Source organism: Kosakonia sacchari SP1, from assembly GCF_000300455.3.
Taxonomy (GTDB): Bacteria; Pseudomonadota; Gammaproteobacteria; order Enterobacterales; family Enterobacteriaceae; genus Kosakonia; species Kosakonia sacchari.
In genome coordinates, this window is sequence record NZ_CP007215.2 from 1,346,493 (window position 1) to 1,361,470 (window position 14,978).

A 14,978-nucleotide genomic window follows, 5' to 3' on the forward strand; every position below is an offset into this window, starting at 1 on the left:
TACAATTCCACTCCTTACCCCCGCGCAAGAGGCTCATAAAGGAACGTTATGCTCGAAATGTTAATGCAGTGGTATCGCCGCCGCTTCAGCGATCCGGAGGCGATTGCGCTGCTGGTCATTCTGCTCGCGGGGTTCTGTATTCTCTTCTTCTTCAGCGGCCTTCTTGCGCCGCTGCTGGTAGCGCTGGTGATCGCTTACCTGCTTGAGTGGCCTACTGCACGTCTGCAACGTATCGGCTGTTCGCGTACCTGGGCTGCCACCATCGTTCTGGTGCTGTTTGTCGGCATCCTGCTGGTGATGGCGTTTGTGGTGATGCCGGTTGCCTGGCAGCAAGGGATTTACCTGATCCGCGATATGCCCGGCATGTTAAGCAAACTCTCTGATTTTGCCGCCACCTTACCGCGCCGCTACCCGGCGTTAATGGATGCGGGGATCATCGATGCGATGGCGGAAAACATGCGCTCCCGTATGCTCACAATGGGCGATTCCGTGGTGAAATATTCGCTCGCCTCGCTGGTCGGGCTGTTGACGCTGGCGGTCTATCTGGTGCTGGTGCCGCTGATGGTTTTCTTCCTGGTAAAAGATAAAGAGCAGATGCTCAACGCCGTGCGCCGCGTACTGCCGCGCAACCGTGGGCTGGCGGGCCAGGTGTGGAAAGAGATGAATCAGCAAATCACCAACTACATCCGTGGCAAAGTGCTGGAGATGATTGTCGTCGGCGTCGCCACCTGGATCGGTTTTATCCTGTTTGGTCTCAACTACTCCCTGCTGCTGGCGGTGCTGGTCGGCTTCTCGGTGCTGATCCCTTATATCGGCGCGTTTGTCGTCACCATTCCGGTGGTCGGCGTGGCGCTGTTCCAGTTCGGGCTGGGCACCGAGTTCTGGAGCTGCTTCGCGGTGTATCTGATTATTCAGGGGCTGGACGGCAACCTGCTGGTGCCGGTGCTGTTCTCCGAAGCGGTTAACCTGCATCCGCTGGTGATCATTTTATCGGTGATTATCTTCGGCGGGCTGTGGGGCTTCTGGGGCGTCTTTTTCGCTATTCCGCTGGCAACGTTGATTCAGGCGGTGATCCACGCCTGGCCGGATTCACCGCCGGTGTCAGAAGAGTAAATTTACCGGGCGGCAGCCAGCTTGCCGCCCGGCATTCTCCTAATGCGTGTCGTTCTGATGGCGCAGGTAGATAATCCAGTAGGTCACCCCTACCAGCACGCCGCCGCCGATAATATTGCCAATCGTCACCGGCAGCAGATTATCGGTAATCACATTGCTGATGGTCAGCGCCGGAAAGTTATCCGGCGAGCTGTGTACCGCGGTCCAGAAACTCTGCGGTGAGAAGTCACGAATAATCACCGCCAGCGGCAGCAAAAACATGTTCGCGATACTGTGTTCAAAACCGCTGGCGACAAACATGCCGATCGGCAGCAACATCGCCATGATTTTATCCGTCAATGTATGCCCGGAATAACTCATCCACACCGCCAGGCAGACCATCAAATTGCACAGTGTGCCCAGACACACCGCTTCGATAAAGGTGTGGTGCATTTTATGGTCAGCGGTTTGCAACACATTCAGCCCCCACAAGCCGTTGCTGTTCATGGCCTGGCCGCCAAACCATATCAACGCCACAAAAAACAGCGCACCCACGAGGTTGCCGAAATAGACGATCACCCAGTTGGTAAACAGTTGCCGCCAGCTAATCAACCCGCTGGCTTTTGCCATCACCGTCAGCACGGTTGAGGTAAAGAGATCCGCCCCGCAGACCACCACCAGAATCAGCCCGAGGGAAAAACAGACGCCGCCCGCCAGCTTCGCCAGCGCAGTCGCGGGCGCAGGCCCGGCGGTAACGGTGATGTAAAACACAAACGCAATCGAGATAAACACGCCCGCAGTAATTGCGAGGAAGAACGACAGCTCTTTTCGTTTGCTGACTTTATACAATCCAGACTGCTCGGCGACTTTTGCCATTTCCGCAGGAAGTCGCAGGTCAAACGCGTTGCCGGTATCCATTTGATTCTCCTGATTCAATGCATAGTAGACACCCGCCGTCTTATGCATAGCGCATACCAGCGACAAACCAGAGAGCGTTAGCGGGTTCACAGAACCCGAAGGGGGTTACAGCACTTCGCGCACGGCGATACCAAGACGCTGCATTCGCGATAACAGCGTGGTGCGTTTCATGCCGAGTTTGGCGGCCGCGCCGCGCGGTCCGGCGACAATGCCGTTGGTCTCGCGCAGCACCTGGATAATCTGCTGGCGTTCCGCTTCGTCATTTTCCGGCGGCTCCGGGCGCATCATCTCCGCCACTTTTGGCAGCGTGAAGGGAAAGGGATCGTGGCTGACAGGCTGCACCATGCTGACCGGTTGCGCGTGCAGATGCAGGTTCAGGGTGTTATCGCGTGCCAGCAGCACGGCGCGTTCAATGACGTTTTCCAGCTCGCGTACGTTACCGGGCCACTCGTAGCGCATCAGTTGCTGGATGGTGTCGGCAGGAATGGTATCGATAGTGCGATTGAGGCGGCGTGCTAGTTTTTGCGTGAAATAACGCGCCAGTAGCGGAATATCATCTGGCCGCTCGCGTAGCGGCGGCAGCACCAGCGGAAACACATTCAGGCGGTAAAACAGATCGTTACGGAACTCGCGGTCAATCACCATCTGGCGCAGATCGCGGTTGGTGGCGGCAATCACCCGCACGTTAACCGGAATGGTTTTTGTGCCGCCGATGCGTTCGATCTCGCGCTCCTGCAACACCCGCAGCAATTTGGGTTGCAGCTCAAGGGGCATATCGCCAATTTCATCAAGGAACAGCGTGCCTTCATCGGCCATCTCAAAACGCCCGCGATGGGCGTTAATCGCCCCGGTGAAGGCGCCTTTATCGTGACCAAACAACTCGCTTTCCAGCAGGCTGGCGGGAATGGCGGCACAGTTGATTTTTACCAGCGGTTTGTCTTTACGCGGGCTCATCTGATGCAGCGCGCGGGCGATGATCTCTTTGCCGGTGCCGGTTTCACCGAGGATCAGCACCGTGCTGTCGCTCAGTGCCACAATATTGACTTGCTGGAGCACCTCGCGCATGGCATCGCTCTGGTAAATGATGTCGCCAAAACTCTGGCTGGAAGCGATTTGCTCGTTCAGTTTGCGGTTTTCGCTGTTCAGATTCTCTTTTAAATGAATCACCTGCCGGTAGGCGTCGGCATTATCGACGGCGATGCCAATTCTGTCGGCAATTTGCTGCAATAATCGACAGTTTTGCTCACTGAAAATCGAGGCGTCCCGGTGCGCCAGCAACAGCACGCCAGGCGCGTGGTGGCTGAAGGTCAGCGGCAGAACAAACACCACGTTTAATCCCTGCATCGATAGCTGTTGCAATACGGGATCGTGCTGCCATAACGCCGCATCCTGCGCCTGGTGTAGCAGTGCGCCCTGATTTTCATTGAGCGCCGCCAGCACCACCGGGCTATCACTGCGCAGCGCAAAGCGCTCAGTTTCCGGCGGGCAGCAGGGAAAGTGGGTGGCATGGCAAATAAGCTGGCGGGAGTGCAGCGTGTCGCGCAGAACCACGCGGACATTATCGATACCGAAAAAGCGGTGAATTTCCTGCGAAACATCGGCGATCAGATCGTCAAGATCCAGATGCGAAAGCACCGAGTTGGTAATGTCCACCAGCACCCGATCATGGTCGCGCTCTTCACGCAACGTCTCGATCGACTGATTTAACTCCATGCGGGAAAGCTGATCTTCCAGCGCCTGGCTTGCCAGCCGCGCCAGCCAGCTAAACATCGTGTTGTCCTGCTCAGTGAACTGACCGTTATCGGTGCGAGCAAAACGTAACTCCAGCACATCACTTTGCGCAAGCAGCACGAGATGCAGCGAACTGTCGCTGACTTTTCCGCCATATTCACGCTCGCTACTTTCGGCGCAGCCATCATCAAAGCAGCGCCAGAAGTGGGCGTTATTTAAGCGTAACTCGATAAACTGGACCGGGCTGAAAGGCGGCGGTAAGGGGATAAACGCCCGGAGTAACGAAGTGTGAGTATTCTGTTCCAGCAACTGCCGTAAGATCATGGATACGTCGCCCTTAATAGTGAGCGTAAATAGTACATTACCCCTTATTTTTGTAGTGTTACAAGCTTCACGTATAAATCACTGGGGTGACATTTATGTGATGAATCATTCAGCGCAACAGCCGCACCATCAGATAGATCGCCGGTTCATGCGCCATATCCTGTAAATGTTGCAGCAACTGGCGGCTCCAGCTCCGCCAGGGTTCTTCCGCCGTTTTTGATAACTGCACGAATGTTGGTGCCAGGGTATTCACGTGGCTGGCATCGATGACGATTTCGCCAAAGGTTAATAACCCCTGCATTTTGCGCCTGGCATCGGCGTCGTCGAGCAACGCCAGCCAGTGCTGGTAATCATCAAGCGTACATTCAAGCGCCACGTTGAGGCAGTCGATGACCCCAACGTGGTGACCAATTGCCAGCGAGTAGTACATCACCTGGCGGCTTTTCTCTTCCAGTTCGACACTGTTATCGACAAACTTCTGCCGCAGCATCCAGAACATCACTTTCGCTTGCTGCTCAGACATGGGCACGCTCCAGCTCGTTCATCAGTTGCTGCACGATGGAGGTCAGACGCGGGTCCGCTGCATGTTGCAGCCAGTGATTCACCCGCTGCGCGGCCTGCGCGGGATCGCCTGCGGTTAATAACGCAAAGAGCTGGTCGGTTATCTCACGTCCCTGGCGATAACCTGCCAGCTGGCGCGCCAGCCGTTCGAGCGTCACGCGCAATGCCAGTGGCAGTGTCGGCCAGCGTACGCTGGCAATTTCATCTGCCGCTTGTTGATGGTCGACGGCGTGCAGTTTTTGCTCCAGCAAGCCAAGCGCCACGGCAAAACCGTGGATGGTCGCCGCTGGCGTCGGCGGGCAGCCGGGGATCCATACATCAATTGGCACAATGGTGTCGCTGCCGCCCCACACGCAGTAAAGATCGTGGAAAATCCCGCCGCCGACGCCGCACGCGCCGTAGGAGATAGCGATTTTATGATCCGGTGCCGATTCCCAGGCACGTAGCGCGGGCATGCGCATGGCGCGGGTGACCGCGCCGGTAAACAGCAAAATATCCGCGTGGCGCGGCGACGCCACCACTTTGATGCCAAAGCGTTCCGCGTCAAACAGCGGCGTAATGGCGGCAAAAATTTCGATTTCACACCCGTTACAGCCGCCGCAATCGACGCGGTAAACGTAAGCAGAACGCTGAATATCGCGCAGCAGGAGCTGCTTCATTTTCTGCGCGGATTCATCGAGCGGAACCGGCTGGCTGACATGCTGGTTCAGCACTTTCAGGTCGGAACTCATGCTTGCTCCTTAAGGTAATAATGCACGTTCACGCTGCCGCGATGCTCCAGCGCCGCGCGTCGGCGGCATGCCGGGCAGAGAGAGGCTTGTGCCCGCAGGTTCTCCAGCTGGTGTGGTGCGTTTTGGTTCAGGGCCAGCAGTTCCACCGCCAGCGCCACGGATTTTTCTGGCGCGAACGGCACGCCGCACTCGCGACAGTGCTGCAGGCGGAAGGTGGCGCGCACATAGAGATCGGCTTTGTTAGTGACCGCCAGTTCAAACTCTTCCGACAGACGAATGGCCCGCGTCGGGCACACTTCTTCACAGCGCCCGCAGTAGATGCAGCGGCCAATGAACAGTTGCCAGACGCGGCTGTTCTCTCCGGCATCCGTTTCGAGCGTGAGGGCGTTCGCCGGGCAGGCGGTGGTACAGGCGCCGCAGGCGATGCATTGCTGCGGATCCAGTTCCGGTTTTCCACGAAACCCCGGACACACCTCCAGCGGCGCGAACGGGTATTTCACCGTTGGCTCGCCCGCTCTGAGAATGGTTTTCAACAATTTCAGCATCGTTTCTTTCCTTACTTCAGCGGCGAGTGGCGACGTTCAATGCCGTAACGTTCGATCTCTTTGTAGGGCACGGTTGTCGATTTACGCTTGCGCACATCCACCAGCGTCACGCGGTCGGTACACGAATAGCAGGGATCGAGGCTGCCGATAATCAGCGGCGCATCGGAAACGGTATTGCCGCGCAGCATATAGCGCAGCACCGGCCAGTTGGCGTAGGTCGCCGCGCGACAGCGCCAGCGGTAAAGTTTCTGGTTGTCGCCGAGCATGCTCCAGTGCACATCTTCGCCACGCGGCGCTTCCACATAACCGAGGGCGAATTTATGCGGCTGATAGCTGAACCCTTCGGTCAGCAGCGGCGTATCCGGCAGGTTATCAAGGGCAAACTCAATCATTGCCAGCGAATCGAACACCTCTTTCACCCGCACCATGACGCGGGAAAAGACGTCGCCATCCGGCCAGGTAAACAACGTTTTCGGCAGGTTGCCGTAATCGGCGTACGGGTGATCGAAACGTAAATCGCGGGCAAAACCGCTGCCACGGATCAGCGGCCCGACCGGGCTGAAATCGCGTGCGACCTGGCGATCAAGAATGCCAACCCCCTGGGTGCGCTGCGCCATGTTCGGCGTGGAGAGCAGCATATCGACCAGTTGCGCCACTTCCGCGCGCATCTCTTTCACCAGTTGAATGGTTTTGACGCGCTGCTCTTTCAGAATGTCGCGGCGGATACCGCCAATCAGATTCAGACCGTAGGTTTTACGCGAACCGGTGAGCAGTTCAGCCATGGTCATCGATTTTTCACGGATGCGGAAAAACTGCATAAAACCGGTATCAAAACCGACAAAGTGGCTGGAAAGACCGATGTTCAGCAGATGGCTGTGCAGCCGTTCCACTTCCAGCAGTACCGAACGAATGGTGTGTGCCCGCTGCGGCACCACAATGCCGAGCGCGTTTTCGACCGAGGTGGTGTAAGCCACGCTATGGGCAAAACCGCAGATACCGCAAACCCTGTCCGACAGGAACGTCACTTCGTTGTAGCCCATACGGGTTTCCGCCAGCTTTTCCATGCCGCGATGGACATAGAACAAGCGGTAATCGGCATCGACAATCCGTTCGCCATCGACAAACAAGCGGAAATGCCCCGGTTCATCGGAGGTGATATGCAGCGGGCCAATCGGCACAATGCGCGCCGAATTGCCGCCATCGTTAATAAAGGTGTAGTTTTCCGTGTCGCTGGTGGGTTCCGGGCGCAGACGGTAATCCATGGTGTCTTTGCGCAGCGGGTGTAGATCGTCCGGCCAGTCATCCGGCAACACCAGCCGGCGCTGATCCGGCAAACCGACCGGGATCAGACCGTACATATCGCGGATCTCACGTTCGCCCCATACCGCGGCGGGTACGCGCGGCGTCACCGACGGGAACTCGCGCGTGTCGGCATCGACCAGCGCTTTCACCACAATCCAGCACTTTTCCGCACCTTCCATCGACAGCGCGTAATAGACCGCGTAATGACCATTCAGGGTGCGTTCATCGTTGCCGAACAGCACCGGTAACCAGCCGTCATGCTGGTAATAGAGGTAGTGCACAATGTCCGGCAACAGGTTGATTTTGACCGTTATCGTGACTTGTTCGAAGGTCTGGCGCTCCTCGTCCAGCACCGCGCCGGGAAACTGCGCCTTTAATGCAGCAAGACAGGCGTTGCCGCGAGGTTGCTGGAGATTCACGCTGGCTAAATAACTCACTTTCACTCTCCCTGACGATGCGACGGCGTGGCCGATGCGGCGGTGGTATCAAAATTGGCCCATAGCCAGCTAAGCTGGGTGGGATGATCATCATTGTTTTGCTGCACGATGGTGGCGGCGCTGGCCAGTAACCGGCTGACTGGCTGAGGAATATGCGTACCCATCACCAGCATCATCACCAGCAGAATCACCATCGGCGCGGTAGTGAGCCAGCCCAGTTCGCCGGTTGCCACCTGCTGCGGCGGCGTGGCGAACAGCACTTTCGCCACCATGCGCACCAGCCCGCCGAGCACCAGCGTCAGCAACACCAGCAGCAGAATAGTGACGGCGAGGTGTTCCGCCGCCAGCCCGGCGGTGACGGTCATAAACTCACTGAGGAAAATATTGAATGGCGGCATACCGCCCAGCGCCAGCGCGCCGCCGCCCAGCAGTACGGCGGTAAGCGGCATCACTTTCAGCATCCCGCACACCACATCCATATTGCGGGTGCCGTACTTCAGCAGCACATTACCGGAGCCGCAGAACAGCAGCGTTTTCGCCAGGCTGTGATTGAGCGTGTGCAGCAGCGCCGCCAGAATACCGAGCGGGCCGCCGATGCCAAGCGCAACGGCCACCAGCCCCATGTTTTCCACGCTGGAGTAAGCCAGCAGACGTTTCATATCCTGCTGCACCACAATGAAGAACGCGGCGACACCCACCGACAGCAGACCAAAAATCAGCAATAGCCGGTTGGGGAAACTGTCGCCAATGGCGTGACAAATAATGATGTAGTAGCGGATCAGCACCAGCAGTGCGCAGTTGAGCAGCACCGCCGAGAGCAGGGCGCTTACCGGGCTCGGCGCTTCACTGTGCGCGTCCGGCAGCCAGGCGTGCATCGGGAACAGCCCGGTTTTGGTCCCAAAGCCAATCAGCACAAACACAAACGCCAGTACCATCAGCGTCGGGTCGAGCTGGCCGCTCTCTTTCAGCACTTCGGTCCAGAAAATGGCGTGATCAGGCTGCGCCATAAAGCTGGCGGCATTGGCGTACACCAGCACCGTACCGAACAGGCCAAACGCCACGCCAACGGTACAGATGATGATATATTTCCATGCCGCTTCCAGCGACGAGCGCTGCCCGTAAATACCGACCAGAAAAGCGGAACTCAGCGTGGTGGCTTCGATCGCCGCCCACATCACAATCAGGTTATTGCTGGTGACCACCAGCAACATGGTGAACAGGAACAGGTGAAAAAAACCGTAGTAGTAACAGAGCGTCGGCACGCTGATTTCACCGTGATCCACTTCATGGCGCATATAGCCAATCGAGTAAAGCCCGGTGATAAAACCGATGACGCCCAGCAACGACAGGAACAGTCCGCTCAGGCTGTCGATATGCAACCAGCGGCTGGCGGCGAAAATTTCCCCTTCGCGCACCGCTTCCGCCACCGTCCACAGGGCGATAACCAGCAGCAGCGAAATCCCCAGCGTATGCACCACCGTGACCAGCGTGCGTGCCGCATTGCCGCTCAGGCGGCAGGCGAAGCACAGCGCAGAAACCAGCAGCGGCGTCAGCAGTAACAACGTGAACATCAAGGTATGGCTCATGGTGTTACCCCTTCAGCGCCGTCAGTGTGTTGACATCCAGCGTGCCGTGGGTGCGCCAGATTTTCCGTGCCAGCAGCACCATCACAATCACCGCGAAAATGGCGTCAGTGGCGATGCCAATCTCCACCAGCTCCGGCGCACGCCAGGCGAGCAGCGCCAGCACCAGGTGCGAGCCGTTCTCCATCAGGCAGTAGCCGAAGATCTGCCGCAAAATATTGCGCTGGCTGATAATGCACAACAGCCCAAGCAGAAAATGGCCGAGCGCCACGGCGAGTGCCGGTTTGAGCTGGGCGATCATCGGCAACTGCACCGGGCGCACCACAAACCAGCACAGCAGCACAATCGCCGCCGCCATCAGCACCAGCGTGGCCGGGCCAAACAGCCGTTCCCCAACGCCGGATTGCGCCATCTTGCGAAAGGCGTAACCCATGATCAGCGGCACCAGCAGCACTTTGGTGAAGAAGGCGCTGAACGACCACATCAGCAACTGTTCGGCGTCCAGCAACTGCGACAGAGTAAAAAAGATAGAGACCAGCACCAGCGATTGCAGGGCATACAACCAGCAGGAGACGGAGTAGCGTCTGGCGCAGGTGACCAGCAGCGAGGTGAACATCATCAGCCCCGCCAGGTTGTTAACAAGCAGTGTTCCCGTCATTATCGACTCCCTTATCCAAGCCACGCCGCAGCGATCACGCTTGAGCACAGCGACATCACAATCAGAATCACCAGCACCAGTTTCATCGCATACGGCAGCGGTGCGGCCTGCGCCACTTCCTCGCTCGGCTCACCTGGCACCACACGCCCGAACCAGTAAATAAACCAGCCGAAGCTGGCGACGGATTCCACCAGCGCCAGAATCATCACCGCCAGTAAAATCGGGTCGTCATTCGACAGGGCAAAACCGGCGGCGAAGAGGGGGAATTTACTGAAGAAACCGTTAAACGGCGGCACGCCAGTGATGGCTAACGCGGCAACGCAAAAGCCAATGCCCGCCAGCGGCAATGTCTTCATCACCCCACGCAAGCGCGGCAACAGGCGAGTACCGCAGCTGTAACTCAGTGCGCCCGCGACGAGGAAAAACAGGCTCTTGGCAAAGGCGTGGTTGAAGATGTAAACAATCCCCGCTGTGAAGGCCAGCGGCGAGCCGAAGGTCGACAGCGACAGGGCAAGGAAGATCCATGCCAGTTGCGAGATGGTCGACCAGGCCAGCAGCCGTTTCATATCTTTTTGCGGCAGATACATCAAAAAGCCGTATACCAGCGTCAGCGTCGCCATGCCCACGCCAATCCAGCTGATGATGTGAGGTATGTGTCCGCCTTCGGCGATCGCGCGGGCAAAAATGTAGACGCCCACTTTCACCATTGACGCGGCGTGTAAGTAAGCACTCACCGGGGTTGGTGCTTCCATCGCATCCGGCAGCCAGGCTTGCAACGGCAACTGGGCGGATTTGCCCCACGCGGCAAACAGAATGCCGCCGTACACCAGATACGCCGCCGGGCCTTGTAGCTGACTGATGGCGCTCAGCGCAAAAGTGTGGGTATGCAAAAACAGTGTGGCCGCAGCCAGATAAAGGCCAAGCGAACCGACGTGCGTGATAAGCAGCGCTTTCATTGCCGCACGCTGCGATTTTTCGCTCTGGTAATAGCTAATCAGTGCCCAGGAACAGCCGCCGGTGATCTCGAAAAACAGCAACTGCCCGAGCAGCGTGGAGGAGAGCACTAAACCGGACATCGCACCGATAAACACCAGCAGGAACGCGTAATAACGGTTGCTGCCGTCGTGCGGATGCTCGCGGTTGCTGCGCGTCAGGTAACCGGTCGAATAGAGCGCCACCAGCAGACCAAGAAAGACCACCGCAAACAGGATCAGTGTGCTGATGCGGTCGACTAACAGACCAAACAGCACCACCTGACCCGCCGTCAGCAGCGGCATATCTGCGGTTTCACTGCCCGCCTGGTAAAAGCGCCAGGCCAGCAGCATGGTGGCAAGCGTTGCCAGAAGCGCGAAGAGCGTGGCAAGCCGCGGCGCGGTTTTCCGTGGGCAAAGCGAGACGACCAGCGCGCCGATAAAGGGCAGCAGCAGCGTCGTCAGAGCAAGAGTTTCCATTATTTTTCCGCGCTCCTTACAAACCGGTTAACCAGAGGACATAGGACAGCGCAGCCAGACTGAAGCCGAGCCAGGTCAGGCGGTGCGTCAGCAAAAAGCGCCCGCGCGCCAGCGAGTTTTCCACCACCGATGCCAACACAAACACCACCAGCAGTTTCAGCAGCGTGATCACCAGCGACAGCACCATCGCGCCCACGCTGAGTGTGACGGCATTGCCGAAGGGGAAAAACAGCGCCAGCAACAGCGAAGCCATTACGACCTGTTTCAGGCCGACGCCCCATTTCACCAGCGCCAGACCCGCGCCGGAGTATTCGGTCAGCGGGCCTTCCTGCAACTCCTGCTCCGCTTCCGCGACGTCGAACGGGATTTTTCCCATCTCAATAAAGCAGGCGAACCCGCAAGCCAGCAGCGCTAAAAAGGTGGCGACCGGCGACATCCAGCCCGCCGCCAGCGTGTTGCTGATGGCGCTGATTTGGGTGGAACCCGCCAGTAACGCCAGCACCAGCAGCGAAAGGATTAGCATCGGCTCCACCAGAATCCCCAGCGTCAGCTCGCGGCTGGCGCCGAGGCCAGAGAAGGGGCTGCCGGTATCCAGCCCGGAAAGGGCAAAGAAGAAACGGAACAGGGCAAAGAGATAAATCAGGGTGATTAAGTCGCCTGCTCCGGCAAACGGCGCGGTGCGGATAAACAGCGGCAGCGTCATCGCCACCAGCAGCATGCTGCTGAGCAACACCCATGGCATGACGCGAAACATCAGGCCAGATGAAGCCGGCGCGACAGCCTGGCGTTTTAGCAGCTTTTGTAAGTCGCGGTAATCCTGCCAGATCCCCGGCCCTTTTCGGGAGTGCATGCGGGCGCGGATTTGCCGGGAAACCCCGGTAAACAGTGGCGTCAGCGCCAGCAATAGGGCCGCCTGGCAGAGGGCAAATACCCCGAGTGACCACGCAGATGTCTGTTCTAACATTGTTGTCTCCTCCTCACAGCGCGATCGTCAGCAGCAGGATCACCAGCGCGGCAATCACATACAGGCAGTAGAGCCGGAAATCGCCGCTTTGCAGGTACTGCACCACGCGAGCCACACGCTGCGTCGCGCTGACCAGCGGGCGAATGATTTTCTCGTCCCAGAACGGCTCCGTGCGCGTTGCCGCCTGCGTAATACCGCCCAGGCTGCGCTGTAAAGGCTGAGCCGGATCGAGCTGTTTACGCAGTTGGTAAAGCGGGCCAAACATCACACGTAATGGCTGGGTAAAGCTGCCTGCGGAGGGGGCCATGCCTTTTTCCCACGCGTAACCACAGGCCCAGGCATCGCCGCTGCGGCGAAACGCGCCGCGCGTCTGGCGGTTGAGAAACCACAGCACGCCGGGCAGCAGGGGCAAAAGCAGTAACAGCAGGAACACGGTGGAAGGCGTCAGCATCGCTTGCTGCGCATCACCGGGGATAAGCGTTGCGCCTTCGGCGGCGGCAAGTGCTGCTGGTGGCGTTAAACTCAGCGCGATATGCATTAACTGCGGGGCCACCCAGCTTGCGCCCACGCCGAGCGCCACGCACAGCAGCGCCAGCACGGACATGGCGGCAACCATCGGCCACGGCACTTCGCGTGACTGATCGGCTTTTTCACTGCGGGCATTGCCGCAAAAACTGACGCCGTAAACTTTCACAAAACACATTGCCGCCAGCGCGCCGGTGATCGCCAGCATCACAATGGCAATGGGGCCAGCGAGGCGCGGGATGATGGCGTCGATGCGGGTCAGGGAGAACAGCGACTGATAGGTGTACCACTCGCTGATAAAGCCGTTCAGCGGCGGCATCGCGGAAATCGCAAGGCAACCGACCAGAAACGCGCCAGCCGTCCACGGCATCCGTTTGCCGAGTGCCCCCATTTTTTCCATATCGCGGGTATGCAGACGAAAGATGATTGCACCTGCGCCCAGAAACAGCAGGCCTTTAAATAGCGCGTGGTTCAGCAGATGAAACAGCGCGCCGAGCAGGCCGACGGCGGCAATTACCGGTTGATGTAAGGCAATGCCCGCCATGCCGACGCCGACGCCAAGCAAAATGATGCCGATGTTCTCAACGGTGTGCCACGCCAGCAGGCGTTTGATGTCATGCTCTGCCAGCGCGTACAGTACGCCAAGCACCGACGACACTGCGCCAAACGCCAGCACCACCACGCCCCACCACAACGGAATGCCGCTGTGACCGAGCAGGTCGATACCAACTTTGATAATGCCGAAGATACCGATTTTCACCATCACGCCGGACATCAGCGCCGAGGCGTGCGACGGTGCAGCCGGGTGGGCGCGCGGCAGCCAGCTGTGCAGCGGCAACATCCCGGCTTTGGCGCCAAAACCGAAAAAGGCCAGCAGGAAGACCGCCGATGCGGTGCCCGGCTCAAGCGTGAGTGCGCGAAAACTGGCGAAATCGAGGCTGCCGCTCTGCCGCCACATCAGGAAGAAGGCGATCATGATCAATACCGACCCGGCGTGGGCGATAAAGAAGTAGAGCATCCCGGCGCTGATCGACTCTTCATCCTGGTCAGTGATAACCAAAAACCACGAGGCGAGGGACATCATTTCAAACAGCACGATGAACCAGAACGCGTTATCCATCACCACCAGGCCTACCATCGAGGCGATAAACAGGTTCATAAAAAAGCCCATCGCCCCGGCACCCTTGCCGATGTATTCCCGCACATAGGCCAGTGAATAGAGCCCGCACAACGTGACCAGCAGTGAAATCACCAGCACCATGAAAGCGCTCAAGCTATCCATGCGCACCACGAAATGGGCGAAATCAAACGGGCCAATGGCCTGAAAACTCAGCGGCACGCCGCCGTGCAATGCGCTCAGGGCGCTGGCGATCCCCAGCACGCCGCCGATCATGGCGGCGATCCCGGCGACGTTGATCGCCAGTTCCTGACTGCGGGCAAGCAACAACGACAAGAAGCCTCCGGCGACGTACACCACGATTGACCACATCAATAATTGCAGGGCATCCATTAGCGTTGCTCCGGCGAAGAGGGAAGAGGAGGGAAGGTCACATCGGTTGAACTCAGTGCGGCCAGCTCCCGACGGGCCTTGAGCTGTTTATGCAGTGTGTTTTCTGTTTCCAGATGCAGCGCTTGCGTAGGGCAAGCCCGTACACAGGCTGGGCCTTCGGGCAGAAACTCGCAGAGATCGCATTTCACCGCGATGGTTTGCACCCCCGCGTTCCAGCGTAAAAACGGGTGATCGTTGGGCGCACTGCCGGGCACATCGCGTAATTGTTCTTCGGCAAGGTGATGCTCGTAACGGGCGGGAATATTGAGCGGGCGGCTGCCGGCGGGCGTGATCGCCCCGAACGGACACACCAGCCCACACAGTTTGCAGCCAATGCACAGCGTTTCGTTGAGATAAACGGCATCATCCCGAAACGAAATGGCATTAACCGGACACACCTGTTTGCACGGCGCGTCGTCACAGTGGCGGCACAGTATCGGCGCGGTTTTGCTGGGTGTGCGCACGAGCGTCAGCCGGGGATGATGCTGCAGTCCCTGGCTTTTATGCACATCCGAGCAAGCGGCAAGGCAGGTATTGCATCCTATACACCACTCGGGATCGGCAATCACAAAGCGGTTCATTTCGGCTCCCTGGAATAGAGGTAAAA

The 14,978-nt window shown here is 58.3% G+C and carries 13 protein-coding genes; 1 reads left to right on the top strand and 12 read right to left on the bottom strand.

Translation table 11 applies throughout. From position 1 onward, the window contains the following. Positions 1 to 48 precede the first annotated feature (48 nt). Positions 49 to 1,113, top strand: coding sequence for an AI-2E family transporter (locus tag C813_RS29425; protein ID WP_017458961.1), 1,065 nt, complete (start codon positions 49 to 51; stop codon positions 1,111 to 1,113). A gap of 39 nt (positions 1,114 to 1,152) precedes the next feature. On the opposite strand, the gene focA is transcribed toward C813_RS29425, so the two are convergent. The 12 genes from focA to C813_RS29485 form a co-directional block, all read right to left on the bottom strand. Next, a complete protein-coding gene (focA, locus tag C813_RS29430) occupies positions 1,153 to 2,010 on the bottom strand; it encodes a formate transporter FocA (RefSeq protein WP_017458960.1) in 858 nt (285 codons plus the stop codon). A 105-nt stretch (positions 2,011 to 2,115) separates the two neighbouring features. After that, complete coding sequence (locus tag C813_RS29435) at positions 2,116 to 4,065, bottom strand: sigma 54-interacting transcriptional regulator (protein ID WP_017458959.1); 1,950 nt, start codon at positions 4,063 to 4,065, stop codon at positions 2,116 to 2,118. Between the two features lie 109 nt (positions 4,066 to 4,174). Continuing rightward, positions 4,175 to 4,588: a formate hydrogenlyase maturation HycH family protein gene (locus tag C813_RS29440; protein WP_017458958.1), complete on the bottom strand. Its 414-nt coding sequence runs from the start codon at positions 4,586 to 4,588 to the stop codon at positions 4,175 to 4,177. Continuing rightward, positions 4,581 to 5,357 carry an NADH-quinone oxidoreductase subunit B family protein gene (locus C813_RS29445; protein WP_017458957.1) on the bottom strand — a complete coding sequence of 259 codons (777 nt, stop codon included), beginning with the start codon at positions 5,355 to 5,357 and terminating at the stop codon, positions 4,581 to 4,583. The genes C813_RS29440 and C813_RS29445 overlap by 8 nt, the downstream gene beginning before the upstream one ends. Further along, positions 5,354 to 5,902 (bottom strand): hydrogenase 4 subunit H, encoded by a 549-nt coding sequence (gene hyfH / locus C813_RS29450; protein ID WP_017458956.1) that lies wholly within the window; start codon positions 5,900 to 5,902, stop codon positions 5,354 to 5,356. Before hyfH ends, C813_RS29445 begins: the two co-directional genes overlap by 4 nt. Positions 5,903 to 5,913: 11 nt before the next feature. Then, positions 5,914 to 7,623: a hydrogenase large subunit gene (locus C813_RS29455; RefSeq protein ID WP_096325422.1), complete on the bottom strand. Its 1,710-nt coding sequence runs from the start codon at positions 7,621 to 7,623 to the stop codon at positions 5,914 to 5,916. 20 nt (positions 7,624 to 7,643) lie between these two features. After that, entirely contained in the window at positions 7,644 to 9,227 is a 1,584-nt protein-coding gene (gene hyfF, locus C813_RS29460; protein WP_017458954.1) for a hydrogenase 4 subunit F, read from the bottom strand. 4 nt (positions 9,228 to 9,231) lie between these two features. Beyond that, positions 9,232 to 9,882 (bottom strand): hydrogenase 4 membrane subunit, encoded by a 651-nt coding sequence (gene hyfE, locus C813_RS29465; protein WP_017458953.1) that lies wholly within the window; start codon positions 9,880 to 9,882, stop codon positions 9,232 to 9,234. An 11-nt stretch (positions 9,883 to 9,893) separates the two neighbouring features. Continuing rightward, the gene (locus C813_RS29470) at positions 9,894 to 11,333 is read right to left on the bottom strand and encodes a hydrogenase 4 subunit D (protein ID WP_017458952.1); all 1,440 of its coding nucleotides are present in this window, start codon (positions 11,331 to 11,333) and stop codon (positions 9,894 to 9,896) included. 16 nt (positions 11,334 to 11,349) lie between these two features. Continuing rightward, positions 11,350 to 12,297 (bottom strand): respiratory chain complex I subunit 1 family protein, encoded by a 948-nt coding sequence (locus C813_RS29475; RefSeq protein ID WP_017458951.1) that lies wholly within the window; start codon positions 12,295 to 12,297, stop codon positions 11,350 to 11,352. A gap of 13 nt (positions 12,298 to 12,310) precedes the next feature. Further along, positions 12,311 to 14,332, bottom strand: a complete 2,022-nt coding sequence (gene hyfB, locus C813_RS29480; RefSeq protein ID WP_017458950.1) for a hydrogenase 4 subunit B — start codon at positions 14,330 to 14,332, stop codon at positions 12,311 to 12,313. Beyond that, positions 14,332 to 14,952 (bottom strand): 4Fe-4S dicluster domain-containing protein, encoded by a 621-nt coding sequence (locus C813_RS29485; protein WP_017458949.1) that lies wholly within the window; start codon positions 14,950 to 14,952, stop codon positions 14,332 to 14,334. Before C813_RS29485 ends, hyfB begins: the two co-directional genes overlap by 1 nt. Positions 14,953 to 14,978 lie beyond the last annotated feature (26 nt).

What these genes read in the sequence shown, in the direction of transcription:
- C813_RS29485 (WP_017458949.1), bottom strand. Translation starts at nt 14,952, where the DNA reads ATGAACCGCTTTGTGATTGCCGATCCCGAGTGGTGTATAGGATGCAAT.
- hyfE (WP_017458953.1), bottom strand. Translation starts at nt 9,882, where the DNA reads ATGACGGGAACACTGCTTGTTAACAACCTGGCGGGGCTGATGATGTTC.
- C813_RS29440 (WP_017458958.1), bottom strand. Translation starts at nt 4,588, where the DNA reads ATGTCTGAGCAGCAAGCGAAAGTGATGTTCTGGATGCTGCGGCAGAAG.
- C813_RS29425 (WP_017458961.1), top strand. Translation starts at nt 49, where the DNA reads ATGCTCGAAATGTTAATGCAGTGGTATCGCCGCCGCTTCAGCGATCCG.
- C813_RS29445 (WP_017458957.1), bottom strand. Translation starts at nt 5,357, where the DNA reads ATGAGTTCCGACCTGAAAGTGCTGAACCAGCATGTCAGCCAGCCGGTT.
- hyfF (WP_017458954.1), bottom strand. Translation starts at nt 9,227, where the DNA reads ATGAGCCATACCTTGATGTTCACGTTGTTACTGCTGACGCCGCTGCTG.
- focA (WP_017458960.1), bottom strand. Translation starts at nt 2,010, where the DNA reads ATGGATACCGGCAACGCGTTTGACCTGCGACTTCCTGCGGAAATGGCA.
- C813_RS29435 (WP_017458959.1), bottom strand. Translation starts at nt 4,065, where the DNA reads ATGATCTTACGGCAGTTGCTGGAACAGAATACTCACACTTCGTTACTC.
- C813_RS29475 (WP_017458951.1), bottom strand. Translation starts at nt 12,297, where the DNA reads ATGTTAGAACAGACATCTGCGTGGTCACTCGGGGTATTTGCCCTCTGC.
- hyfB (WP_017458950.1), bottom strand. Translation starts at nt 14,332, where the DNA reads ATGGATGCCCTGCAATTATTGATGTGGTCAATCGTGGTGTACGTCGCC.
- hyfH (WP_017458956.1), bottom strand. Translation starts at nt 5,902, where the DNA reads ATGCTGAAATTGTTGAAAACCATTCTCAGAGCGGGCGAGCCAACGGTG.
- C813_RS29470 (WP_017458952.1), bottom strand. Translation starts at nt 11,333, where the DNA reads ATGGAAACTCTTGCTCTGACGACGCTGCTGCTGCCCTTTATCGGCGCG.